A 24,448-nucleotide genomic window follows, 5' to 3' on the forward strand; every position below is an offset into this window, starting at 1 on the left:
GAAGAAAATACCCTCCGTCAGCAATTTTCAGCAGACAAGCAATCAAATCCGGGCCAGTGATGTGGCCTGTTTTAAGTATAGAGAATCGATATCTTTATATCTGCGTGATCTTGGAGCTATTTTCCCGTAAAGTGATCGCGCACAAAGTTTCCCGAAAAACAGCACGCAGCTCATTACGGCTACATTACAAAATGGCGTATGAGTTGCGTAAGCCAGAGACAGGATTCATTTTTCACAGTGACTGCGGATTTTGTTTGACTTTGCAAAAGGCCGATGGATTTCCGTAAGGAGCTGATGGCCGTGAGACACAGAGGTTCAGACTTAGAAAATCAGACTGCTTGCAGCCAGAATTTGAACTGTTCCCATTTTTATGTCACATTTTACTTTCGAATACCTTTCCTCAAAAAAGCTTGTGCTGCAAGGATTTCGCACATAAAACAGCCCTACCTAATCTGATAAGTCCTACAAACTTGTTCAGATTGGGTAGGGTCGTTTCTCTTATTCTATCAATCGAACTTAGGTGCGGAAACCTCGTTTCCAGCAAAGGTATTGGGGCCGGGATTGGAGAGGGAGAAATACATTTTCGCCGCCTTGGTCGTACCAAAATCCCGGTTGGAGCCACTGTCCTGCACCTCGTTGAAGGCATCCCGGAACATCTGGTTGTGAGCCTCCTCCCGGTTGAGCAGGAAGTCGATGGTTTCACGGACCTTCTTGTCGTCGATCTGGCGGTACAGGTATTCATAGACCACCTTGGCCCGCTGCTCAGAAGCGATGTTGCTGAGCAGGTCCGCACACAGATCGCCGGTCACGGTCACATAATCGCCGGTCCAGGAATAGCCGGAGGCATTGATTAAGCCGGGGTTCAGGCCCAAGATCACATGGCTCTGGATCTCGCCCGCCTTGACCTGATCTGCATCTACATCGTGGCCGTTGAGCAGATTAATGGTCTGGGCCACCATTTCCATGTGTCCCAGTTCCTCTGCTGCGATATCCAGAAACAGGTCCTTGATCTTCTGGTCCTTGATGCGGAAGCTCTGGGACAGATACTGCATAGCCGCTTTCAGCTCACCGTTGCCGCCTCCCAGCTGCTCCTGCAGCAATGCTGCATACTGGGGATTCGGCCGCTCCACGGCCACCGGATGGAATAACTGCTTTTCATGCTTAAACATATCTACCGCTCCTTTTTCGTGGTAATTCTTAGTTTGCTTGATATGCTCCGAAATATACCGGCAGAAAGCGGCTCAGGAGATGCTAGGCCGAATCAAGGAATAGGGCCATCAGTCGCGGAACTGCAGCTAGAGCAAACAATTTTACCGCGTACATTTACAAAGCAATCGATAAAACCGAGCGGTGAATCATTTTATCGCTGTTCAAAATGGGAAGCAATGATTAATAATCGGCAGCAGAAATCGGTGATAAACACAAAGATGAAAAAATGGGAATCTCTACCTCAGGGACCATGCTAAAACCGGAGCTTCCGCCATTGTTGAGATATCGGTCAAAAACCTTTCCTGAGCGACGGAAAAGGTAAGATCTGTCGGATCATTCGCTGTGCCTATGCTTGTCCACAGTTCAGCAAACTGCTTCAGGAATACGAAGCAGGCGGCAAAGATGCTGTGGATGATAAAATCATCCACACGCTTCGCAAAAGATTCCCCACAGCTAAAATCATGCCCGACCTCCTTGTAGAAGCCCAACACAGTACGGTCCGGATCTTTGAAGTTATGAAGGCAATCACGGAAAAGAAGGATAAGCCGTGAATGCAATCGCAGAATTTCTAAGAGAGGAAAGAGTAACCTTTTCCGTAATACCACAGCCAGATGCCTTTGCGTGAAGGTGTTGACATGGGCAAACGGGAATGTGAAATGCTGCGCAGTGCGCTGGCCTCTACCCGTTATGAATACCCCCGCCCAAACTGAACAGATATCTGTCACCGTTCAGTTTGGGTGGGGGTATTCAAGGAGCGCCGGGTATGGGCGGCCGCCTTTGTCCGCTTATCTCTCCGCTTGGACAGCCATGCCTCTGTCTCATCAAACATGCGTCTCAACCGGTTCATCAGTTCCTCTCCCAGCCGCTCCGAGAACGCCCCACAGAGTTTCTTCCTGCTCAGATGTGCCTGTTCCAGAAGCCAGTCCAGTTTCTGGTTCAACTCGTCTCTTTCCGCTTTCAGACACTCATATTCCGCCCGTGAAATGGTTACCATCTCCAGGGGTGCTTGTCCCGTGATTTCTTCCGTTTTTCATGGGTGAATTATGCTATATTGGGGCCAAAGCGTTCAAAACCTCCAGTGCTTTCAGCCGTTTCCTACCCCAATTATATGTAGGCCACTCCCCGGGCGGCGAACCTTTGACCGCTCCATTTTCAACCCCTCCATCAGCCAGCGGTATCGCTGCGGCGTCAACCGCCGTACCTCCTTTTCGTTTTGCGGCCGTTGGTATGCGCCTGTTCCAGCCGCTTATAGCTTATACAGCAGGATGCATCCATCCCGGTCCCTGCAGAACTCCCTGATGCAGTCCAGCCGTCTGCCGCAGAGCAGAAACAGCGTATTGGTGAACGGGTCCGGTTTAAACCGTTGCTGCACCATGGCCGCCACCCCATCGATTCCTTTCCGCAGATCCGTATAGCTGCAGGCGAGATATATACCTTGTCTGCTCTGGTGAAGTTACGCAGCATGATTTCAGTACCTGGCAAATCGTCCACACTGCAGCCGTGTCCGCACCTGAATAGATGCCTGCTTTCCCTTTTCCGTTCCGGATGCTTGCAACCACTCCACCCCCTCTCTCCCGCTCAGGCAGCAATGGGAGTTCTACTTCGCCTTATCCGTCCCTACCTTTGACAGTTACATCACCTATACCGTGATGTACGATGCGGAGGGAAATGATCTGTCCACCATGGCAGGCATCTGGACGTCGGCATCATTGATACGAGGGCTCTGCGGCCCGAACTGACACGCGGCGATACCCAGTCCATGCCCAAAAAGGGGAACGGGCCAACCTTGCGGATGGCCCGTTCCCCTTTTTCAGGAAATTTGGAGGAAAAGAAGTATATCTATATGAATTTTATTGCGGATGTACTGTGAATACATCTCCGTCAAATGTAATATGTACAACATCCGCATTTTTCAGAGCGACCGCTTTCTCAGAGGAACCGAGGGCTTCTGCAAGCAGTTGGACGGCCAATTCCGAAGACACTACCAGAACATTGCCGCCGCCGTGGCTGTAAGTTTCCTCACAGATTGTCTGGAGGGCGCCCGTGAGACGCTGGCGGGCGCTTTCATAGTTTTCTGTCATACCGGTCTTGTCTGCGGCTGCATATGCGGCGAGACGGGCATGGGCAGTGGGCTCTTCCCCTGCCAAAGCATCCGCAACCGCACGCAATTCTCCGTCAAAATAGCCGCAGCCCACCCCACGCAGATCCATGTTCTGATTGACCATGAGATCGGGATTTACCGCGCTGTTTTCCACGATGATCCGTGCGGTATGGATATCCTTGAATTGATCGCTGGCATACACGGCCGCAAACTCCAGATTCCCCAGTGCCTTTCCAAGTTCCGCAGCCTGTGCCTGACCGTTCTCTGTCAGTGCAGTATCCAGCTGCCCATTCAAACGCATAGCGGCATCTGCCGCGGTTTCGGCATGAACGGTTAGATAAATCTCCACCGGATCAGGAGATTCCATTTTTTCCTGGGCTTTCTGTGCATAGCTCAGATCATTAAAATCCAAAACGGTGTATGTATGGTCTTTGTACTCAATCAGGACAATACTGGAGTTGTCCAGCGGCTCCAGTTCCTGCTCCTGCATAATCTCTGCTGCGATCATGCTGTTGATTCCACCGTGGGCCACCATCAAGATATTTCCGCCGCCGTTTTGGGCCCTTTCCTCACAGATCCTCTGGAAACTTTCAAAGGCCCGGTCTTTCATCTGCTCATAACTCTCGGCCAGTCCCTCCGGATCCTTTTCATGGAACTGGTTTGTGAATTCCTCAGTTGTCACACCGCTGAACTGCATACCCTCGTCCGTCATCAGTTCGGCATAACTCATCGGCTCATAGGAGCCGCCATCGACCTCTTTCAGGTCTTCGACAGGTATGATCTCCAGATCTCTGGATGTCTGACTCTGGGAGAGGATGATGCGCGCAGTTTCCTGGGTGCGGCCCAGCGTACTGGCATAGGCGGCTTCAAACTTGACGCCGGAGAGCCCCAGGCCCACGGCATATGCTACCTTGCGACCTTCCTCTGTAAGCGGCGTGTTGCCGCGGCCGCTGACAAAGCGGCCGGTCTGATTCGTCAAAGTCTGCCCGTGACGGGTGAGATAGACGTATACCGGCGCCTCTTCCACAGCCCCATCCTGAACGGGCTCCTGCACAGGAGCTGTGTCGGGGGGCTGCTGGGAACAGGCGGACAGCAGCACACAGGCCAGACAGAATATACTAAATGTCTTAAACAGACGTTTCATGGCAACAAGCCTCCTTACTTGCCCTGATAGCCCAGATCGTTTACCTTTTTAGGGATGGAAAAGGATTCAGAGATGTCGTGCAACGGAGCCCACACTTGGTTGAAGAAGGGGCTGCGGGCGGCGACGGCTCCATAATTCCAAGCATTGCGCTCGCACTCCGGGCACCAGTGCCCTCCCTTTAATATCAGGTTCGGACTGGCCTCAAATTCGTGTCCGAACGCGCAACGCCAGCGCACGGGCCTGTAGAAATCACCGGCGGTATAATCGAGGCAGGCACCGCCACGGAACTCCGCGGCTTCCTTCATGTCGTTCAGCCCCAGCTGCTCCAGTGGCTTGCTCTCATCATAGCCGTGGTTCAGATAGACCGGTGTGCGGCTGGGCTCGGGGAATTCCACCTCATCCCAGCTTTTTGGCTGTGCCAAGGCTGCCGCCCGGCTTCCAAAAAAGGCGCGCACCCAGTCATCGTGTCCCTCTTCCAGCATCCACAGCGTTCCCATCTCCTGATGGGCAATCTGCTCGTGCATGGCCTTCATCCGCTCCTTTGTAGGCAGGGCCGCAGCATCCCCGTTTGCAATCATCGTCTCCATGGCCTGCCACGCGCCAGCGATATACTGCTGATAGGTCATCACACGGAACCTCAGGATATCATTGAGTGCGTCTGAGTCCGTATACCACTGGCCATGGAAATTGAATCGGGCAAACCATCGGGGCTCAAATACATCCTTGAATCCAAAGCCAAAGGGTTTCAGCATATCATCAAAGTATTGTATATAGTTCAGCCGAAAGCTCTCGCCGCCGCCAATGTTGTAAATGCCCCGCCAGAACTTCTCCGGGACCCAATCCTCACATACGTTTGCCAGGAGGAGCCCAGACTCGATGGAAGTCACCCATTCCAAAAGATTCTGCGGCGGCTGATGGAAAATGATCGGTTCCCGGGCTGCCGACTCCTTGGAGGGCATAATTCCTGTTTGACGCAGACTCACCCAATGCTTGAGCCCGGACTCAATGACCGCTCTCTCGGCGGCGATTTTAGAGACTGCGTAATAGTCAAATGCAGATCCCTTGATGGGATCTCCGCAACGCCCCCAGTGGATAGGGGGCAGACGGCAGCCGGTCTCTGCCACTGTTCCGATATAGACCAGTTTGATCGCATCCGGATCTGGTTGTGCCTTGATCGCCCGGATGATATTCATAGTCGATCCAAGGTTGACCTCAAGACTGCGCTGCGGCAGTTTATCGGCTTCGGGAGAAACGAACGCCCCCACATGCAACACATAATCCGCGCCTGTCACACAGCGCAGGATATCGTCGTAGCAGCAGAGGTCCCCCCAGACAATCTCCAACGCAGCGTCATGTTCATAGCGGGACATAAATGCTTTGTTCTTAGCGGAAGGCCGGACCAAAACGCGAAGGTTGAAGCGGTCGGACCGGGATAGGATCTGCTTGAGGCCCTCCTCTCCCATGGTGCCAGTGGCACCAGTAAGAAATATGATTTTTTTACTTAACATGCTTGTTCAGCCTCCTTACCTTACTTACTGCCCTTTTTGACAATATCCTCCTTTCAATTTTTGAAAGGAGGATATTGTCATGTTTACTCTGCGCGATAACACACATGGTACCGGGCAATTTTGCCATCTTTTTCTTCCAGCAGCTCGCCGCGGCAGGGTATCTCAATACCGGGGTAGCAGATGATGTAATCCAGAACATTGCCGTTGAGCGAGACCGGCTTGGCACTCATGGGCATTGAGTGGAAATACATATTGAAAATCATGTCCACGCCCTCTTTTCCTCTGACAAACATAGGGTCCATGCCTGCACAGGTAGGAGCGGTGTCATAGAAGATGCAATCGTCAGCGAACAGTTCAGCAAACAGTTTGGAGTCGTTTTTATTGAAGACTTCCGCATAATTGGTCAGTGGATTCATAGTTGGATTCCTCCTTCAATTTTTATCACAATCCCTCGGTGCGCAGGAAGCCGTCCGTTCCGCCGTCGGCAAAAATGATAGCACCGCATATCGCCACAGACTCTGGACTCAGCAGAAACAGAGCAACCTTGGCAATATCATCAGCAGGCAGGAACTTGCCGGTGTTATACAGCATGGGGATAGGGTAGTTAATCATGTTGGCAGAGAAATCCGGGTCAGCCACACCCTGATCCATCAGCTCAGTCTGCGTAGCGCCGGGAGCGATGGTGTTCATGCGGACGCCGCGAGCTGCCCAAGAACCGGACCAGCGGCGTACCCAGCGGGCGATAGCATTCTTGGATGCCTGATACGCCTGATATTTGGCAGGTCCCTCCAGTGTTTTACCATAGGCAACCGCTGCGTCCTCATCGTTTTGGTTCAACATGATGTCCACCAGTTCGGTGTTCAGCTGGGGCAGCGTGGCGGAGTTTGAGGACACCACCAAGATGACGCCCTTCTTTTTCTCCACCAGCGGATAGGCGCCTTCTGTCATTTCTCTGGCAGCAAAATAGTTAATGCTGACGATGACATCCGCAGGCTGGGTGGGGCCAACGCCGGAGCAGGACACGAAGCCATCCAGTCCATCTGGCGCCGCAGCATACAGCGCCTCCAGTACCCGTCCCCGCTCTGCTTTCATCGCCAGATCTGCGGAGATGTTGACGTCCGCAGCGTCTTCAGCAGCGGCCCTTCTGGAAATGTTGATGACATAGTGTCCCTGAGCCTTCAGCTGTCTGCCGATTGCCGCGCCGATGCCGGATGATGCTCCGGTGATTGCGTAAATTCCCATATTGATGAGACCTCCTTCATTTTTATCACTTCGCACCTTCAGAATGCGAAGGGGAAAACAAATCAAATAGAGAGGGCGGCCCGATAGGCTTCATGGATAGCGTTTAGAGCCAGCCGCGGCGCCGCCAGTGCGTCGCCCACCACATAGCAGGGAATCCCTGCTTCAGCGCAGGTATCCTGTAGATCCTGAGAGGGAACCGGCTTGGACCCAATCGCCATGACCACAAGATCTGCCGCAAGCATCCGTTCCTTCCCATCCTGCTCCACGATAACTTCGTCCGCCCGGATTTCTTTGCAGGTGGTATTTACCAGGACCTGGATATCTTCCTGCGCCATTGCCATATGTGTGCCGATTTTCCGCAATTGTCCCAGCTCACCCAAAACTGAGTCTTTCATCTCTACGACCGTCACGCTGGAACCCTTCCCAGCCAGAAATTCAGCCACTTCCATGCCAACCAGTCCGCCGCCGATCACCACGGCCTTGCCCGCGGACACATCTTTCTGGGCCAGAAGTTTATGAGACTCCACGACACAACCGCTGTCAGCACCCGGGATATTGGGGATAATCGGCTTGGAGCCGATGGCAATGATGACGGCGTCCGGTTTTTCTGCCGCAATGAGTGCGGGTGTCACCGGCGTGTTGGTTCGGATCTCCACGCCCAAGTCACGGATGTTTTCTGCCGCCATGTACGCCGCCCGTTGGAAATCGCCTTTCCGGGGCGCGGCACCGGCCAGCACAAATTGTCCGCCCAGAGTGTCTCCGGCTTCGCAGAGGATTGGATGATGTCCGCGCTTGTATAGGGCATCTGCAGCCTCAATCCCCGCGATGCCGCCTCCGGCGATTAGGACTTTCTTGGCCTGAGGGGCCGGACGCAGAGCCATGGTCTCTTCCTCCAGAACAGCGGGATTGCGCAGGCAGGTAATGTGTTCCAGCGAGGGATCTTCCAGGCAGCGGCAGAAATAGTCATAGCAGCCCTGGTCGCAGCCGATGCAGTATTTGATAGAGTTCAGCTTTCCGGCCTTAGCCTTGTTGCAGAATTCGGGATCCGCCAACTGGGCGCGGGCCATGACCACAAGGTCCGCCTTGTCCTGCATCAGGATATCCTCGGCCATCTCCGGCGTGTTAATCCTCCCGCAGGGCATCGTCAGCAGACCGGTCTCCCGGCGGATACGTGCGGCAGGCTCCACGTTGAAGCCGTGGGGAATGTCCACAGGTGCAACTTCATATACGGTAGCTGCAGTCAGAATGTTGCCCCGGGAGATATTCAGCACATCCACACCAGCGTCTCCGGCGCACTTGCAGAAATCAATGACCTCTTCAATGGTCAGGCCGCCTTCCAGCATATCATCCTGGCAGTCTATCCGCATGAACAGGGGCATCCCCTCCGGCATATTGGCCCGAATCGCCTGAATACAGGCCAAAGGAAACTTTTTGCGGTTTTCAAAGCTGCCACCCCATCCGTCTGTGCGCCGGTTGATCCCGCCAGAAAGGAAAGAATGCGGCAGATAGTTGTGTGCACAATGGAACTCAATGACGTCGATCCCGGCTTCTACGACGCGGCGGGCCGCTTGGCCGAACGCTTCAATAACGGATTGAATGCGCTCCTCTGTAATGCCGGGAACTGTATATTCCGGAGAGAGCGGCATATCTGAGGGAAGCAAAATCTGCGCCTGTGGGTCGCTTGCTACGGCGAGGCCGCCTTGCCACAGCTGAACAGCGACACGACCGCCAGCAGCGTGAACTGCGCTGCACAGCTTTTTCATTCCGGGAATATATCGATCATCGGCGATGGAGAGGAAGCCAGTAGGGGCGCTTGCGGCATCCACAGAGCAAACCTCAATGGTATTCAGCCCACAGCCGCCCTTGGCTCGGGCCACATGGTAGGCAATCAGTTTGTCTGTCACCATGCGCCCGTCTTCGCTGGCCGCACTCTCATGGGTGCCCATGGCGGACATCACCACCCGGTTGCGCAGCTCCAACTCCCGGATCTTGATGGGAGAAAATAGTTTCTCGAATGACATTTTTCTGCCTCCTCAACAGCTGTTCCTGACAATTGCGCATACTAGATCCGCTCTGTCTACCGTCTCTGCTCTGTGGGAGACAAAGGGATATATTCTGTGCAATTATCATAAGTGAACTCAAATTTTATCTTGTCTGTATATTTATTATAACAGCAAAAGAGGCTGCAAAGATTTGAAAGAAATCACAAGTTACTTGCAGCGATCCTTTTAAAAAAACAGATTCCTCACAGGAGAATCGGAACGGTTCTTGTAGATTTGCTCTGTTCTTCCTGGCGTATTTCCAAAATATACTTCAAGGTCTGTGTGCAAAAAAATCCGAAATGCTCCCGCTTTTTTACAAAAAGAATATATGTATTGAGCTCGGAGTAGGTAAGCTGTATAATCTTCTCAAAAAGGAAGAACGGAGGATGCCGATGGAACAGATCGTGAGAATGCTGGAGAAGCCGCAGCGGTATTTTACAGCCCACGCCTCTTGGTACGGTGTGGTTCAGACCTATACCGTCTCAGAAATAACACCGTTCTTTTGGGAAGACGAGTGTGTGATGTTCTACGTTCGCTCTGGTTCAGGCTTTCTACGAGTGAACCAGACCTTATACCCATTAAGCCAAGGCTGTTTTTGCAGTATGCACCAATTTCATGTGTTCCGGTTTGAAGCGTCTTCAGAGGAGCCTCTGTGCATGGAAGTGCTCATCTATCCCTACCCGGAGATGGCCTACTTTGTCACAAGCTTTGCCGAAGATGATTTGGCTTTTGGGGAATCTACAGTGGTTCTGCCTGCCTGTCAGGTGGATCGTGAGCTAGTCGAGCAACTTTTAAGCCTCTATCGAGAGGAAGCCCAGTGCGCAGACGAGGACAGTCGGCTGATCCGGCTATGCATCTCAGATCAGCTGCGGCTTCTGTATGGAACTGCTGTCTCCGTGGCTCCGCTTTTCCCAATGCCCCTGTGTGGTCAGATTTTCCTTTATATAGGGCAGCACAGCCTGAAGGCACTGACGCCTGCCTCTGTGGCAGAGTCTTTTCACATTTCCACACTCCAGCTGAACCGAGAATTGCGCCGGGTTTGTCTGGAGGGGTTTAACGCTGTGCTGCGTCATGCACAGGTATGCAATGCATGCGCTTGCCTGCTGCGCAGCAATGTTACTGGAACCATGATGGCAAAATTTGCAGGGTTCAAGAGTGAAAGTGCACTATATCGGGACTTTTTGAGGTTGCGGGGAGCAACTCCGCAGCAGTACCGTGAAAAAATGCTGCTGAATAGAACCCAGGCCCAGGGGCTGATCAATGACCAGCTCTCAGAGATCCAAGTCTATGTGATGGAGAATTTTCGATCTTCGGTCACATGTGATGCCTGTGCGCAGAAATTATTCCTGACCAAGAGTATCATCAACCGCCTATTGAGCGAAAAATATGGCCCGGATATTACATTCCATAAATATGTCAACCGTATTCGTCTGCAGTTTGCAACGGGGCTACTAGCTTCCAGCGACTTGCCGATATGTGATGTTGCTATGGAATCCGGATTCAACTCTGTGCATACATTCATTCGCTTATTTAAGTTGGAGTGTGGTGAGACTCCTGCGCAATATCGGGAGAGAAAGAAGAGGGATTACGCATGATTCTGGAAGGCGGGAATATATACAATCACAGTGGCTTGAGCCGGAATTGGCTGCATCAGGACATGCTTCCCGGCAATGTTCAAATGCGCCGCCAGGTTGTATACAATGCCACTGGCTATCATTATCAGGAAGGCTGTCAGTTTATTTTGGTAGACCATGGAGGCGGGTGCCTCATAGTCAATGGGGATGCCTATTCCCTGGAGGCCGGGAGTTGCTGCCTTTTGTTTGTTCACCACTTTTACAGTATTAAACCCTCGCAGTCCGTTCCGCTCACACTTCTTTCTTGCCTATTTTCCTACAGCACATATACCTTTTTAACTACCATTTCACAATTTGATTTTCTTTCTATTGATGTTCCGTCGCCACCGAACTTTGCGAATTTTTCTCCGCAGGAGATGGTACATATCCAGCGGATCGTTGCCGCACTTTCCAAGCCGGGAATTGGTGCCAACGGAAAAAGCATTCCCTTCCTGCTGGAATGGTTGACCAGGCTTCATCGGCAGATTGGTCTTAATAAATATCATTCAACTTAAATACCACAAAGGCTGGGAATTACTAAAACCAAAAGCTTATGATGCCATACCCCACGGCCCGGTCAGAATCCGGGCTAGCCGGGAGGCGTTCGAGCGCTCCAATGAAGAGGAATGAATGTGGAACGGAGGAGGACCTGCTGCCCTATTATGCTCTGTTCGGCCTGCCCCGCAAGCTCCGGACGCTGGAAAAGACGCTTGAGAGTATCCCCAAAGCTGGTCGCAGGATACCAGGATGGGCTACTTTTGTGATGCCTGGCTCCTGCTCACCCAAGTCGCCGGGGCACAGGAAACGGTCTGACTTGTCCTATCCGAGCAGTTCCCGCTCTACCGGTCGGATGGGGCGTACGACCCCACAGAGCTGGCGGACTGGTTCCACCAGCAGGCACCGGACATCGCATACCGCTTTGACCAGCGCAACGGCTATCCTGCTCATCAAAAGAAGATAGAGACAGCTTGGGCCGGGACACAGGAGATGGCGAACCAGAGCAATTAGATGAACCTGGCCGGTTGTCAAATTCAGAACACCTACCTAAGAGACAAGCAAGATGGCCTCCTTAAACCGGAGGCCATCTTGCTTGTCTCTTTTCAAAAAAACCTGCACTCAGTCAAACCATTTTTGTTCCAGAAGAAAAGTGAATTGGTGTTTAAGAAAGATTCGGGAATTGTAAAGATACCTCCGCGGCAATCAGGTAAACTGAACACACTATCTGAATGGAGGGATTTTAATATGAATATCCGAATTTTGAGTACAGAACAGATCACCGCTTATGACACTTATCTGCGCATAGAAGAGCGGGCCGCTGGCACCCGGGAGAAGTATCTGCGGGATGTGCAGGCTTTTGTCTGCTGGCTGAATGGAGCCGCCGTGACCAAAGAGGCTGTGACTAGCTGGAAGGAGCGGCTGCTGGCCGAGCACCGGGCGCCTTCCACAGTAAACGCGGCCTTGTCCGCCCTCAACGGCCTGTTCCGTTTTCTTGGCTGGGAGGACTGCCGGACGCGGTTTGTCAGGGTGCAGCGGCGGCTGTTTCGGGACCCGGCCCGTGAACTGACCCGCCCGGACTATGACCGGCTGATCGCCGCAGCGCGGGAATTGGGCAGGGACCGGCTGGCGCTGGTGATGGAAGCCATTTGCTCCACCGGCGTCCGGGTAAGCGAGATCCGCTATCTCACCGTGGAAGCCGTTCAGCGGGGCCGGGCGGAAATTTCTCTGAAAGGGAAAGTCCGTACCATTCTTATTCCCACCAAGCTGGCCCGGAAACTCTTGAAGTACGCCAAGAAAAATAAAACCGTTTCCGGCGAGATCTTTCTCACAGGAAACGGCAAAAGCCTTTCAAGGCGGCAGATATGGGCAGAAATGAAGCGGCTGTGCGTCCATGCGGGCGTGGAACCCTCCAAGGTGTTCCCTCACAACCTGCGCCATTGTTTTGCCACGGCCTACTACCGGGCCTACCGGGATATCGCAAAACTGGCGGACGTACTGGGGCATAGTTCCATCGAAACAACCCGCATCTATCTCCTAACCTCCGGGGCAGAGCACCAGCGGCAGCTCGACCGTCTGGGGCTGGTGTCATAGGCGGAGTTAACATTCCGCACAGATAGCACAAACGCCGGGATATACCCGGCGAAAACTGAATTAACATTCTGACCACAGTTTTAGCGCACAAGTGCCCAGCAGAAGGACCAAGCACAAAAAATAAAGCCCCCTGCTCCCAATAAAAGGAGAGCAGGAGGCGCACAAAACCAAGCCGCAAAAAATCTCCTTTTGCGGCTTGCTTTTCCATGCCCGGAAGTTAGGAAGTTCCTTGCTTTTCGAGAATAGAAATGGTATAATTTCTTTATGTATATAGTCCCGCAGGTAGAAAAACCGTTTTGTTTGGGGCGGAATGTTAATTCTGACGCTGCGAGGTGATAGATGTGCCATTGGAAAAGAGCCAGGAAAGGCCGAGCCTTTCCGAGAATACGGAACGCCTCAGCAGGCCGGGACTGCGCCTGACAGACGAGCTGGAACTGCGTTTTCTGGAAAACCTGCGGGAGCATGGGCGGACAAAGGGGACAATCAGCACCTACCGCCGCAACCTCTCCAAGCTGCGGAAATACCTGCCGGAGGACAGCAATCTGGACCCCGCCTTTCTCTCCAGCTGGCAGTCGGAACTGTTGGAGCAGGGCTATTCCCCCGGCACCGTAAATAGCTGCACGGCCACAGTCAACGGTCTTTTGGAGTTTGCCGGACGGCGGGATCTCCAGGCGGGTCAGATCCCTATAAACGGGGAAGTGTCTTCGCCGGAGCTGACCCGGAATGAATATCTCCGGTTGCTCCAGGCGGCGAAACTCCTGAAGAAACGCCAGACTTATCTGCTGGTGCTGCTGTTTGGCACAATGGACCTGCCGCTTCGCTCCCTGTCCCGTGTGACTGTGGAGGCCGTACAGGAAGGATGGGTGTTTGCTCCACGGCGGTTGCGTGTCCCGCCCTGCCTGCGCGCGGAGCTGCTGGCCTATGCCGGGGAGCGGGGGATCGGGAGCGGCCCGGTGTTCTGCACCCGGTACGGTAAGCTGATGGACCGTGGAAATATTAACGTCCGCATCCAATCGCTGGCCCGCGACGCGCGGGTATCGGCGGAAAAATGTAACCCCCGGTGCCTGCGAAAATTATGTACTGCCACGCAAGAGAGCATCCGGGCCAATCTGGAGCTGCTGGCCGAGCAGACGTATGACCGCCTGCTGGAAAAGGAGTCTTTGACTGCAGGTTGGAGCGACTGCTACAAGGGAGGTGAGGAGTTATGAACGGTGGAATTCCTTTGGCGGGGGCGTTTCAATGCCTGGCCAGGCAGCCGCCGGAGGCCGGATAGAGGCATTATGGAGGGAATTGAAGCTCCATAGGAAAAACACCGATTTTTGCAGACCGCGGCTGTGTGCCAAATCCAGGTCTGTGCAAGGAGGAAGATACCATGAAAAGGCGACTGTTGGCAATGGTCCTTTCGCTGGCTATGCTGATGGGGCTGCTCCCCACGGCTGCGCTGGCGGCGGGCAGCGGGGGGCCTTCTGGCGGTGCCCCGTATCAGGATCTGGGCCAGAGAGAGGAAGGGGCGGTGTCTGCGGCCAAGTTTACCATCTACAAGGATGGCGTGAAAGGCGACTCCCCTAAAGAAAATGTGCAGGCTGGTCAGTTGAGCGAAACCGCGCCCGATCTGACCGGGGAAAACCTTTACTTCGATCACGCCGAGGTGAACGGGAAGCGCGTGTATGAAGCGGGCACTCTGACGGGGCAGGATATCACCTACTACGGCTCCATCAGCGGGGCACTGTCCATTCTGGGCGAGAGCGAAACCATTGACCTTTACTATGTCTCCAAGTATCCGGTAACGTATCATGTGACCGGCGCGGAGAAGACCGCCGGGGACGATCTGGTGAAGAAGGGTGACTCCCTGACCTTTCGGGCAATGCCGTCGGCCAAGGGACAACGACTGGTCGTAAAGGCAGGAGATACTGACATTTCCAACACCGGTACAGTCTTTGGCCAGGACACCGGTGAAATGCTCTTTACGGTGGATAACGTACAGAACGAACTGACTATTACGATCACCGAGACAGCTGCAACATCATATACCTTTTCATATAATACAACTGACGGCGCATTCCGCAATGGCCGCATTACCAGCGGTAACAATAATCAGAGCATAACGCCGGGCGGAACGATCACTTTTAGAATTGAGTCAACAGCGGGCAGCCTGTTAAATCGGTACACATTGAATATGCTGGTCATCAACGGCCACGAGGTTCAGACTCCTGGCACAGAGACCGGCGAGGGTGCTTATGTAGAGTCTACCCTTCCAAGCGGCGAAACAGTACGGATAACTCTGGTGCAGGAGGACACTACAGCAGCTCCAATTCATTATCAGAATGATTATGAGGTTACGATATCCGATGTGTACACTGACCTCTATATCAGCGAAGGTAATTTTAAGCGCACAGACAGAAACGAGGTCATCATCAAGGAACTGTCCGGCATAGGAAATATTGTGGGCTGGGACGATGGCGCTGAGGAATATGTTCCGGGAAGCGTAAACCATGTGTATCTCCAGACGGGCAGAACCGGCAACGAGTTCTACTTCAATCTCAAGCCAGGCTATGAAAAACCGCAGCTTACCGTCAAGGTCAACGGTCAGGTAAGCGAAGCGGAGATGAATTTTGAAAAGAATATCGGAAATCTGCACGACGGGAGAGAACCGAGCTATACGCAGGAGCAATATCAGTACCGCTTTGATCTTCCCAATGGCTTGGGAGACAACATAGAGCTTTTCCTGACCGCGACTCCCATCACCTATTCGGTGGAATACCGGAATGATAGGAATAACAACGACCTGATTGGCGAACCAGAGACGGGCTTCACAGTGGTGGAGGGCAACAAGGATACCATCACCATCACCAGCCGGACACCTTATGAGACGGTAAAGGGGTATTCGCCGGATGGCTACGTTGTAAGAGGAACCAGTGCCCCAGTGTATCACGCCGGCGATATTGTAGATGTAAAAGATGTAGCCGCCGATGCCGCTGGGACCACCATCATCTTTGTACCACACTGGGTTCCTGTGAATGAAGTGAACGAGCGGAATATCACCATCAACCTGTACATCGAAGACCCGACCGACATCAACGGCAGTGACATTCCGGCGGCGAACTACCTGCGCACGGTGGCGGAGGGCGACGCCCTGTTCAGACCGAACGAGGAACGTGGCCGGGAGCATATCCGAGAGTATATTAGCAGCTCTGATGAGCCGTGGAAAGACACTTATAACGATGAGGACTTTGTGCTGCGAGAGGGTGGAGAGATCCAAGTCGTTAAGGAATCGGTTAGCTCCTTAGATTTCCACTTTGATGTGAAAAAGGGCAACCTGACGGTGAAATTCCAGTGGGGTGCGGGTGAGCAGCCCGACACCGCGGTGCCTGCTCTGCCAGAGAATATCACAGAGCAAATTGCCATCAAGCAGGCATTTTCTGTGGATGTGAGTGAGTCCATACCGGAGGGCTATACTGCTTCTACGACAACCGTTGCGGGGACGATGATCGAAGCGGGTGTGGAGAAAACCGTTTACCTGTACAAGGATGCGGACAATGACAATAAGCCGGACAACCACACCATCACCCTGACGTTTAATGCCGGTGAAAACGGAATCATTGATCCTAATAATCTGACATCCGGCGGAGCACTGTCAGAGGATCAAAAGACCCTGACCTACAAGCTGGTAAAACCAGTGGAAGGCGAACTGGAGGGCGACAAGTATCCGCAGATCCCGCAGGTCAACGCAACGGCGGACAGTATGGTCTGGACGGGCTGGTTCAACAATAAAAATGAATCCAGCCGCTACGCCGACTATGCGAACCAACCCGTCGGTGCGGACGCGGCAGATCTCACCTTTGATGCGCATTACGACGCTGCCGAAGGCCATAAAGAAGTTGCCATCCGCTATTACACCGAGCAGGAGAGCGGAGAGTTTGGCCTCGCCCGTACCCTTACCAGTTACCGGAAACCCGGCGAAACTGTTACATACGGCCGCCCTGCCCGTAACGGCTATGTGACTTCCAATGAGGGGACATCCGGCAGCCTGACCGTGACCGAGGATGGACCAAATACCGCCGATGTCTATTATTATCTTGACACGGACAACAACGACAAGCCGGATACCTACACGGTGACGCTGACCTTCCGGGGCACCGGCTATGGCAGTTGGGATATTGAGGACACCATGTGGGAGCAGATGGAGGCAGGAAAGGATTACATCTATGACACGGACTCCCGTGCTCTGAAAGTATTCCTTGTAAAAGCAAACGAAGCAGGCTTTGAGGCGGAGACCTATCCCGAGGCCCCCAAAGTAATTCCCGAAGATACCTACCTGTTTGACTCCTGGCAGGATGACAGCAAGCACGCCTATGGCTCCGGCACGGAGGGCGACGGCATCACCGTTGGAAGTTCCGTGGGGGCGGAAGACGCCAACAAGAGCTACACGTCGGTCTACAACGAGGATAAGAACAACGACGAAAAGCCCGACGACGAGCAGTACATTACGATCACCTTCCGGGCTGGGGAGCACGGGACGTTTGCCGATAGCGAAAAGACAGTGACTTATGATAAGCTGCTGCCGGGCTACAGCTCTTATCCGGAGGCCCCTGCCGTGACAGCAAGCACGGGCTGGCAGTTTGCGGGCTGGAGTCCGGAATACGATAAGAGCGGAACAATAGAAGCGACTGTACAGGAAAGCCAAATGTACACGGCGACTTATCGCGGGCAAGGCACGCTGACCTATGGCGGCAACGCACAGAGCGGCGGAGAGGTTTTCGACCTGCCGGATGAGCAGACCGTTTGGGAAGGAACCACCGTGGAGCTAAGCGGCCAAACGCCAACCCACACCCCCGTCAACGAAACATCCGTTGTATTCATCGGCTGGTCCAGAACGAAAACCGGCCAAATCTATGGCGAGGAGGATCAGGAAGCGTTTGAGAAGATCGCGTTGTTGCCTGGCAGGGTTTACATCGACAGCACGGCTTTGACGATCTACGCCGTATGGGGCTATGATACTGATGGCAACCAGAAGCCGGATGTGACGGAACCCACGGAAAAGCCCAACCTGATCAATGTCGTACCGCCTGCGGCAATCACCGTGGAAAACGGCACCGCCATTGAGGAGATGGGGCTTCCAACGCAGGTGACGATTCAGACCACGAAGGGCGATATGCAGGCTAATGTTACGTGGGATACTCAAAACACAAGCTATGATCCCAGCAAGGCAGAGGCGCAGACCTTCACCCTGAACGGCACGCTCACGCTGCCGGAGGGCGTCACGAACACGAACAGCATTCCCTTGATGACCACCATCAGCATCACCGTGAATGCCAAGGATGTGGAACCCGGCCCCGATCCTTCTGAGTCCTACACCCTGACCTACGATGCCAACGGCGGTTTCGGCGGGCCGGGGCAGGAGAAAGTAAGCGCGGATGAAGCGGAAAACTATCAACTGAACACCACCGACAAACCGACTCACAAGACGGCTGAAGATGGCACCATGATCATCTTCATCGGCTGGAGCGCTGAGCAGGACACTAAAATCTACGGCGCTTCCGATAAGGACGGCCCGAATACCATTGACAAGCTCACCCTGACTGCCAACGATGAAGTTTATGCCGTCTGGGGCTATGACGCCAACGAGAACGGCACGCCCGACGTGGAGGAAGACGGCAAGTACACCCTGGCCTATGACGGCAATGCCATCAACGACGGTGATCAAGTCGCTGGCGTCCCCGACGGCGGAGAAATCAAGTATGTTTCCGGGCAGGTCGCAGTTCTGGACACCGAAGAACCCACCTACACCTTGGCGCCAGCCACGGATGACTCCGCTGTGATTCCCAGCCCCACAGACGAGCCGGAGACAGAGACGCTCCCCAGTGGAGAGTCCGCAGGTGAGGAAGAGCCCACAGAGAGCGAACCTGCCGCAACCGATCCTGTTGAGGAATCCATCCCTACCGAGGAGAGCGCCCCCCCCGTAGAAACCACTCCCGCGCATGTGCCCGAGTTAGCCTCCATCGGCATGACGCGCCTCTCCTACCGCAGTGCGGGCGATGGCAGTGGCGACAGCGTGGTGTTCATCGGTTGGTCCCTCAACCAGCACAGACAGATTTTCAAGGGAACCGATACCGAAGCTTTCAAGTATGTACAAATCGTTCCCGCCGTGACCTTCGACGATGAAGACATCACCGTGTACGCTGTCTGGGGCTATGATTCCGACAACGATGGCACAGCCGACGTGCTGGGCGAGAATTATGTGATTCGCTCCTATGCCGGTCCCAACGGCAGCATCGATCCGAGCGGAGACACCACCGTTGCAGAGGGCGGCGACCAAGGCTTTACCTTTATTCCCGACTCCGGCTATGCGGTGGATAAGATCGTCATTGACGGTGACACGTATCTGAACGACGGCAACCTCAATCTGGCCGGCTATGATGCGGACAGCAAGACCTACACCTTCACCAATGTGCAGGCCGACCGCAGCATCGTCGTGACCTTCTCCGCCGATGCGGACAGCGACGGCGTTCCCGACAAGTACGATCCCGCGCCAAGCGAGAGATACACTGTCACCGCCAGAGTAAACGACGGTAACGGCACCATTACTCCCGTCAGCAAGACCGTTGACGCGGGCGATGATGTTGTATTCACCATTACCGCCTATGGAGGTTACGCACTAGACTACATCACTGTGGACGGCAAGGTGGTCTACTCCAACAATGATGCAGAAAATCCATTCAAGGATACCTGGACGCTCAAGAACGTGCAGGCAAACAGCGAAGTTGTGGCCTACTTTGGCGAGGATCAGAACGGCGACGACGTTCCCGATGCGCCGACCTACCTGACCGTCACGGCGCGGGCCGGTGAAAACGGCTCCATCAGCCCCAGCGGCACCTTGCTGGTGAAGCGAGGCGAGAGTCAGAGCTTCAGCATCACTGCAAGCTCCGACTACCATATCTCCGATGTGGCAGTAAACGGCGTAAGCGTGGGCGCGGTCAGCAGCTATGAGATGATAAGCATCTCCGAGAACATGACCATCACGGCCAGCTTCGCCCGCGACAGCAGCGGCGGCGGAAGTCACACCACCCGCTACACCATCACGGCCAGCGCCGGTAAGGGCGGAGAGATCAGCCCTGACGGAAGCGTTCGCGTGGTCCGTGGCAGCAGCAAAACCTTTACCATTACCCCGGATGCGGGCTATGTGATCGAGGATGTGCTGGTGGACGGCGAGAGCGTCGGCGCTGTGGATAAGTACACCTTTGAGAATGTGCGTGAAAAGCACACCATCGAGGCGGTCTTTGCCGAGCAGAACGGCGGTGTGGCAGACCCGGACGACACCGGCGTATCTGGCTGGCTGAACACCAAGGACCACAGTGCCTATCTCGGCGGTTATGGCGGCGGGTGGTTTGGGCCTGACGATAACATGACCCGCGCCCAGGTGGCGCAGATGTTCTATAACCTCCTGCTCAATAAGAATGTGCCCATCACGGTCAGCTTCTCCGACGTGGCCCCGGACGCATGGTATGCCGAGGCGGTCAATACCTTGGGCAGTCTGGGCATCGTCGCCGGTATCGGCAACGGGCAATTTGCCCCCGACCGGGCGATCACCCGTGCGGAGTTCACCGTGATCGCTATGCGCTTTGCAGAACTGGACACCAGTGGGGAGAACATCTTTACGGATGTATCCGAGAACGACTGGTTCTATGACTATGTGGTAGGCGCGATCAAGTATGGCTGGATCACCGGCTACTCCGATGGCCGCTTCGGTCCTTACGACACCATCACCCGCGCCCAGGTGACCACCATCGTCAACCGGATGCTGGACCGCAGTGCGGATGAAGCCTATGTGGACCGCCACGCAGATGAACTGGAACAGTTCACCGATGTGCCGGACACTCACTGGGCTTACTACGAGGTCGCAGAGGCCACCAATGCCCACGACTACGACCGCACCAGCGGCAGCGAAGACTGGACACAGCTCTGGTAAGCATACTGAACAGTACGGAGGAAAGGGACTTCGTTCCCTTTCCTCCGTATGCATAAATAAAATATGGAGTTCTCTAAGCCGTAATATACTTAATTGCCGCATTGCCGCCTTTACAGAAATGGAAGAAGGCAGCAATGCATCCCACTTCAATACCGCCCTGTTAAAACACAGCATCCCTCTGCCGGATGGACCTGCTGAATCATTGGAGAAGCACATGACAAATCCGGAAGCCTTTTGCGGTGTGCCGTAATACCCCATTTTTCTTGTAACTACTCATTCGTTTTATCCATTGCCGAGAAGTGCACTGCCGGACAATTGGCATTGGAACATCTTTTTAGATGCCGTTTATAATTTGCTGTCTTAACTTTTGGCTTTAGGCCCATGAAACACACGGGTTCTATTTTGTATCCCCTTTTCTTTCACGCAGGAGAGGATGCCTGTTGACATCCCCTCTTTTTTACTTCCCTCTTCCTCCTGTCTCCTTGGCAGGACGCAGTTCTGCGCTGGAGGAAGAAAACTCAAGTACGAGACCTACCTCAAGCTCATCATCGCCACCGGGATGCGGCAGGGCGGCTACTGCGCGATCTGCATGGGGGTGACATCAACTGGCAGGAGCACATCTCGTCGGTTCAGACAGCTGTTTCATGCGCACACTGTAGTACAATCCTTCTCCAATTCATGGCGTCCCCATGACAACGCTGTCGCCGAGCCATTCTCCGCCACACTAAAACAGGAAGAGCTTTACCGGAAGGATTATACCTCCGAGGCAGACTTCAAACAATGTCTTGCCTCCTGCATCGAGTACATCGAGCTTTACAACACACAGCGGCCGCATCGCACGTTGAAAAACCGCATACCCTGTCGGGTGGAAGAGGCATTCATGAACAGCAAGTCAGGGGGAGCGGTTTGCTGACATATCAGGGGTTCGTATCCGGCCGATTACATGTTTTGTATTTTGATTTTGTCCTATCTGTATTTTGCAGATGACACAAGGCAAGAACTATAGGAAATCCTGACCTCCTTGCAGTGCAAAAAGTTCAGGCATAAATTGACCCTACCCAATCCAAACAATGACATGCATTTGTTCAGATCGGATAGGGTCATTCATTTGGTGGAGGTGAGGGGAGTTGAACCCCTGTCCGAAAGCACTTTAACGGGACTTTCTCCGGGCGCAGACGGTTATTGCGGGAGTCTTTCTCCCTGTTCCCCTTCCGGACGGCAAGCCGTCACGCCGTCCGGTCAGGTGAGAGTCATCATGCGTGGGCGGGGCAACTCTTACCCGCCGCACGGACGCCACATCAACGACGCCTTCCCCGGCCTGTGGCCACTCCGGTTCAGACGGCCGCCTTTAATTAGGCAGCAATAGCAACTTGTCTGTTGTTATTTGATTTATAAATTGCCCGTTTTATGGCGGTCAGGCGCCGCCGCCCGCTGGTCCCGCCTCCATACCCCCGTCGAAACCGGTACACCCCCCTGTCGTCGGGACAGACTGTGCTCTACCCGCTCCCGGCTGCGCCGAGAGCTCGCAATGCTCCGTTGTCCCTCCACTTCCCATCACAAACGCTTCGCTGGTTTGTGATGGGAGCCTGCGATTCGCATCTCCATGCCGGGGGCCTTTCTGGGATATCTGGCAGGATACCAATGGAGATTGTAACACATCCCGCTGTCGGAATGTGTTACAATTCCATGACATTTCAGGTTTTAGTAAATTTTACCATCAGCTTCACCGGCGCGACTTTGGCCAGCAGCCGGTAGAATTTGTAGAACAGCCGCGGCGTGTACATAGTCCTGCCCGCCTTGGCGGCCCGCAGCGCGCCCGCCGCTACCCGCACCTGGTCGCAGTAAGGCAGGTACTCAAAGGCCGGGGAACGGCCAGTGATGCTGCCCACGTCCAAGAACTCCGTTTTCATGGGGCCGGGGCACACCGCCGTAACGGTAATGTCCCTTCGCTTCAGCTCTTCACTGAGGCCCACAGTGAAGGAGGACACATACGCCTTGCTAGCGCCGTACACCGTCATCCGGGGCGTGGGGCAGAAGGATGCGATGGAAGACGTGTTGAGGATGCGTCCCCCCGCCGGCATATAGGGAATGACCAGGTTCGTCATCGCCGTCATGGCCCGGACGTTCAGATCTACCATCCGGGTCTGGACAGCGGTCTCCGTCTCCCCCATCCGGCCCAGGTAACCGCAGCCGGCGTTGTTGATGAGGATCGCCACCTCCGGTTTCTCCGCCGCCAGTTTTTCCTGCAGGGTGGTAAAGGACATGGAATCGCACAGGTCCAAGGGAAGGCAGACCGTCTCCACCCCCACCATCTCCCGGGCGATCTCCTCCAGCCGGTCCTCCCGGCGGGCAATGAGCCAGCAGCACTCAATCTCCGGGAATATGTCCGTCAGCTGGCGGGCAAACTCCCGTCCCAGACCGGAGGACGCGCCGGTGATGATGGCCGTCTTCATTGGGCTCTCCCCCTCTCAGCGCTTTTCAGGCTCCGGATAGTCCACGCCCTGGGTGTCCACCCGAATGCTCTGAATGACCACCGGTGTCTTGGGCTTGTCGTTCCAGTCGGTGGGGACCTCCGAGATGCGGATGGCCTCCTCCACGTTTCCGGTCACCTGGCCGAAGGCGGCGTACTGCCCGTCCAGATGGGGCGCCGGGGCCACCATGATGAAGAACTGGCTGCCGGCGGAGTCCGGATGCATGGCCCGGGCCATGGACAGCACGCCGGTGGTGTGCTTCAGGTCGTTCTGGACAAAGCCGTTGCCGGAGAACTCGCCCCGGATGTCATAGCCGGGGCCGCCCATGCCGTTGCCGTCGGGGCAGCCGCCCTGGATCATGAAGCCGGGGATGACCCGGTGGAAGATCAGGCCGTCATAAAAGCCCTTGTTGGCCAGGGAGATGAAGTTGGCCACCGTGTTGGGAGCCTTGGCGGGGTATAGCTCGCCGGTCATCACAGCGCCGTTTTCCATGGTGATGGTGACAATAGGGTTCGTCATGTCAGACATATCATCGATTCCTTTCTTTTAGGGTGCGGTCAATCTCCCGCTTGGCGTCCCGCTGGGAGGCAGCCGCCCGCTTGTCATAGTTCTTCTTGCCCCGGCACAGGCCGATCTCCAGCTTCACCCGGGAATCCTTAAAATAGACGGACAGGGGCACCAGGGCATAGCCGTCCTGCTTCACCAGGGCATGGAGCTTGCGGATCTCTCGTTTGTGCATCAGCAGCCGCCGGGAGCGCACCGGGTCCCGGTTGAAGATGTTGCCCTTCTCATAGGGGGAGATGTGCATCCCATGGACGAACAGCTCCCCATCCTTTACCGTACAGTAGGCGTCCTTCAAATTCAGCGTTCCGGCCCGGATGGACTTGACCTCCGTGCCCGCAAGCTCGATGCCCGCCTCGTACCGGTCCTCCACGAAGTAGTCGTGGAAGGCCTTGCGGTTCTGGGCCGCGATCTTGATTCCCTTCTTCTCCGTGGGGCTCACCTCTTTCCTGGAAGGTTTTATTATAATACCATATTTTCCCCGCATCTTCAAGAGAAAGTCA

Annotated in this window: 18 protein-coding genes and 1 other RNA gene; 7 read left to right on the forward strand and 12 right to left on the reverse strand. The window is 54.5% G+C overall.

Annotation, left to right across the window (positions count from 1 at the left end; translation table 11 throughout):
- Window positions 1–59: 59 nt before the first annotated feature.
- Window positions 60–287 (forward strand): DDE-type integrase/transposase/recombinase, encoded by a 228-nt coding sequence (locus DN611_RS17320; RefSeq protein ID WP_353866958.1) that lies wholly within the window; start codon window positions 60–62, stop codon window positions 285–287.
- Window positions 288–506: 219 nt separating this feature from the next.
- Here DN611_RS17320 and DN611_RS09505 read toward each other — a convergent pair whose 3' ends face one another.
- The 8 genes from DN611_RS09505 to baiCD all read right to left on the reverse strand — a co-directional run bounded on the left by DN611_RS09505 (window position 507) and on the right by baiCD (window position 9,225).
- A complete protein-coding gene (locus DN611_RS09505; protein WP_021748435.1) occupies window positions 507–1,169 on the reverse strand; it encodes a manganese catalase family protein in 663 nt (220 codons plus the stop codon).
- 761 nt (window positions 1,170–1,930) lie between these two features.
- Complete coding sequence (locus tag DN611_RS09515; protein ID WP_136890750.1) at window positions 1,931–2,149, reverse strand: hypothetical protein; 219 nt, start codon at window positions 2,147–2,149, stop codon at window positions 1,931–1,933.
- Window positions 2,150–2,455: 306 nt separating this feature from the next.
- Window positions 2,456–2,641: an IS66 family insertion sequence element accessory protein TnpB gene (gene tnpB, locus DN611_RS09520; protein ID WP_119311173.1), complete on the reverse strand. Its 186-nt coding sequence runs from the start codon at window positions 2,639–2,641 to the stop codon at window positions 2,456–2,458.
- A 418-nt stretch (window positions 2,642–3,059) separates the two neighbouring features.
- The gene (locus DN611_RS09525) at window positions 3,060–4,337 is read right to left on the reverse strand and encodes a 2-carboxy-D-arabinitol-1-phosphatase (RefSeq protein ID WP_160117419.1); all 1,278 of its coding nucleotides are present in this window, start codon (window positions 4,335–4,337) and stop codon (window positions 3,060–3,062) included.
- Between the two features lie 131 nt (window positions 4,338–4,468).
- Window positions 4,469–5,962 (reverse strand): NAD-dependent epimerase/dehydratase family protein, encoded by a 1,494-nt coding sequence (locus DN611_RS09530; protein ID WP_119311175.1) that lies wholly within the window; start codon window positions 5,960–5,962, stop codon window positions 4,469–4,471.
- An 83-nt stretch (window positions 5,963–6,045) separates the two neighbouring features.
- Window positions 6,046–6,378: a nuclear transport factor 2 family protein gene (locus tag DN611_RS09535; RefSeq protein WP_025543945.1), complete on the reverse strand. Its 333-nt coding sequence runs from the start codon at window positions 6,376–6,378 to the stop codon at window positions 6,046–6,048.
- A gap of 25 nt (window positions 6,379–6,403) precedes the next feature.
- Window positions 6,404–7,204 (reverse strand): SDR family oxidoreductase, encoded by an 801-nt coding sequence (locus DN611_RS09540; protein WP_119311176.1) that lies wholly within the window; start codon window positions 7,202–7,204, stop codon window positions 6,404–6,406.
- A 62-nt stretch (window positions 7,205–7,266) separates the two neighbouring features.
- A complete protein-coding gene (baiCD, locus tag DN611_RS09545) occupies window positions 7,267–9,225 on the reverse strand; it encodes a bile acid Fe-S flavoenzyme BaiCD (protein ID WP_119311177.1) in 1,959 nt (652 codons plus the stop codon).
- Window positions 9,226–9,638: 413 nt separating this feature from the next.
- Between baiCD and DN611_RS09550 the strand changes: the two genes are divergently transcribed.
- From DN611_RS09550 to DN611_RS09570, 6 genes are all read left to right on the forward strand, one after another.
- A complete protein-coding gene (locus DN611_RS09550) occupies window positions 9,639–10,841 on the forward strand; it encodes a helix-turn-helix domain-containing protein (protein WP_158629674.1) in 1,203 nt (400 codons plus the stop codon).
- Window positions 10,838–11,374, forward strand: coding sequence for a hypothetical protein (locus DN611_RS16495; RefSeq protein ID WP_136890752.1), 537 nt, complete (start codon window positions 10,838–10,840; stop codon window positions 11,372–11,374). The genes DN611_RS09550 and DN611_RS16495 overlap by 4 nt, the downstream gene beginning before the upstream one ends.
- 727 nt (window positions 11,375–12,101) lie before the next feature.
- The gene (locus DN611_RS09555; protein ID WP_119311179.1) at window positions 12,102–12,947 is read left to right on the forward strand and encodes a tyrosine-type recombinase/integrase; all 846 of its coding nucleotides are present in this window, start codon (window positions 12,102–12,104) and stop codon (window positions 12,945–12,947) included.
- 341 nt (window positions 12,948–13,288) lie between these two features.
- On the forward strand, window positions 13,289–14,155 hold the full coding sequence (locus DN611_RS09560) for a tyrosine-type recombinase/integrase (RefSeq protein ID WP_158629675.1): 867 nt from the start codon (window positions 13,289–13,291) through the stop codon (window positions 14,153–14,155).
- Window positions 14,156–14,319: 164 nt separating this feature from the next.
- Entirely contained in the window at window positions 14,320–20,913 is a 6,594-nt protein-coding gene (locus DN611_RS09565) for an S-layer homology domain-containing protein (protein ID WP_119311181.1), read from the forward strand.
- A gap of 433 nt (window positions 20,914–21,346) precedes the next feature.
- Window positions 21,347–21,826 carry an integrase core domain-containing protein gene (locus DN611_RS09570; RefSeq protein WP_025544048.1) on the forward strand — a complete coding sequence of 160 codons (480 nt, stop codon included), beginning with the start codon at window positions 21,347–21,349 and terminating at the stop codon, window positions 21,824–21,826.
- A gap of 196 nt (window positions 21,827–22,022) precedes the next feature.
- Here the strand turns inward: DN611_RS09570 and ssrA are convergent.
- From ssrA to smpB, 4 genes are all read right to left on the reverse strand, one after another.
- Window positions 22,023–22,386: a transfer-messenger RNA gene (gene ssrA / locus DN611_RS09575) on the reverse strand.
- Between the two features lie 221 nt (window positions 22,387–22,607).
- The gene (locus DN611_RS09580; RefSeq protein WP_119311182.1) at window positions 22,608–23,366 is read right to left on the reverse strand and encodes an SDR family NAD(P)-dependent oxidoreductase; all 759 of its coding nucleotides are present in this window, start codon (window positions 23,364–23,366) and stop codon (window positions 22,608–22,610) included.
- A 15-nt stretch (window positions 23,367–23,381) separates the two neighbouring features.
- The gene (locus tag DN611_RS09585) at window positions 23,382–23,903 is read right to left on the reverse strand and encodes a peptidylprolyl isomerase (RefSeq protein WP_119311913.1); all 522 of its coding nucleotides are present in this window, start codon (window positions 23,901–23,903) and stop codon (window positions 23,382–23,384) included.
- Between the two features lie 10 nt (window positions 23,904–23,913).
- Window positions 23,914–24,432, reverse strand: a complete 519-nt coding sequence (gene smpB, locus DN611_RS09590) for an SsrA-binding protein SmpB (protein ID WP_081692081.1) — start codon at window positions 24,430–24,432, stop codon at window positions 23,914–23,916.
- Window positions 24,433–24,448 lie beyond the last annotated feature (16 nt).

The sequence above is a fragment of the Oscillibacter sp. PEA192 genome (assembly GCF_003574015.1).
Taxonomy (GTDB): domain Bacteria; phylum Bacillota; class Clostridia; order Oscillospirales; family Oscillospiraceae; genus Oscillibacter; species Oscillibacter welbionis.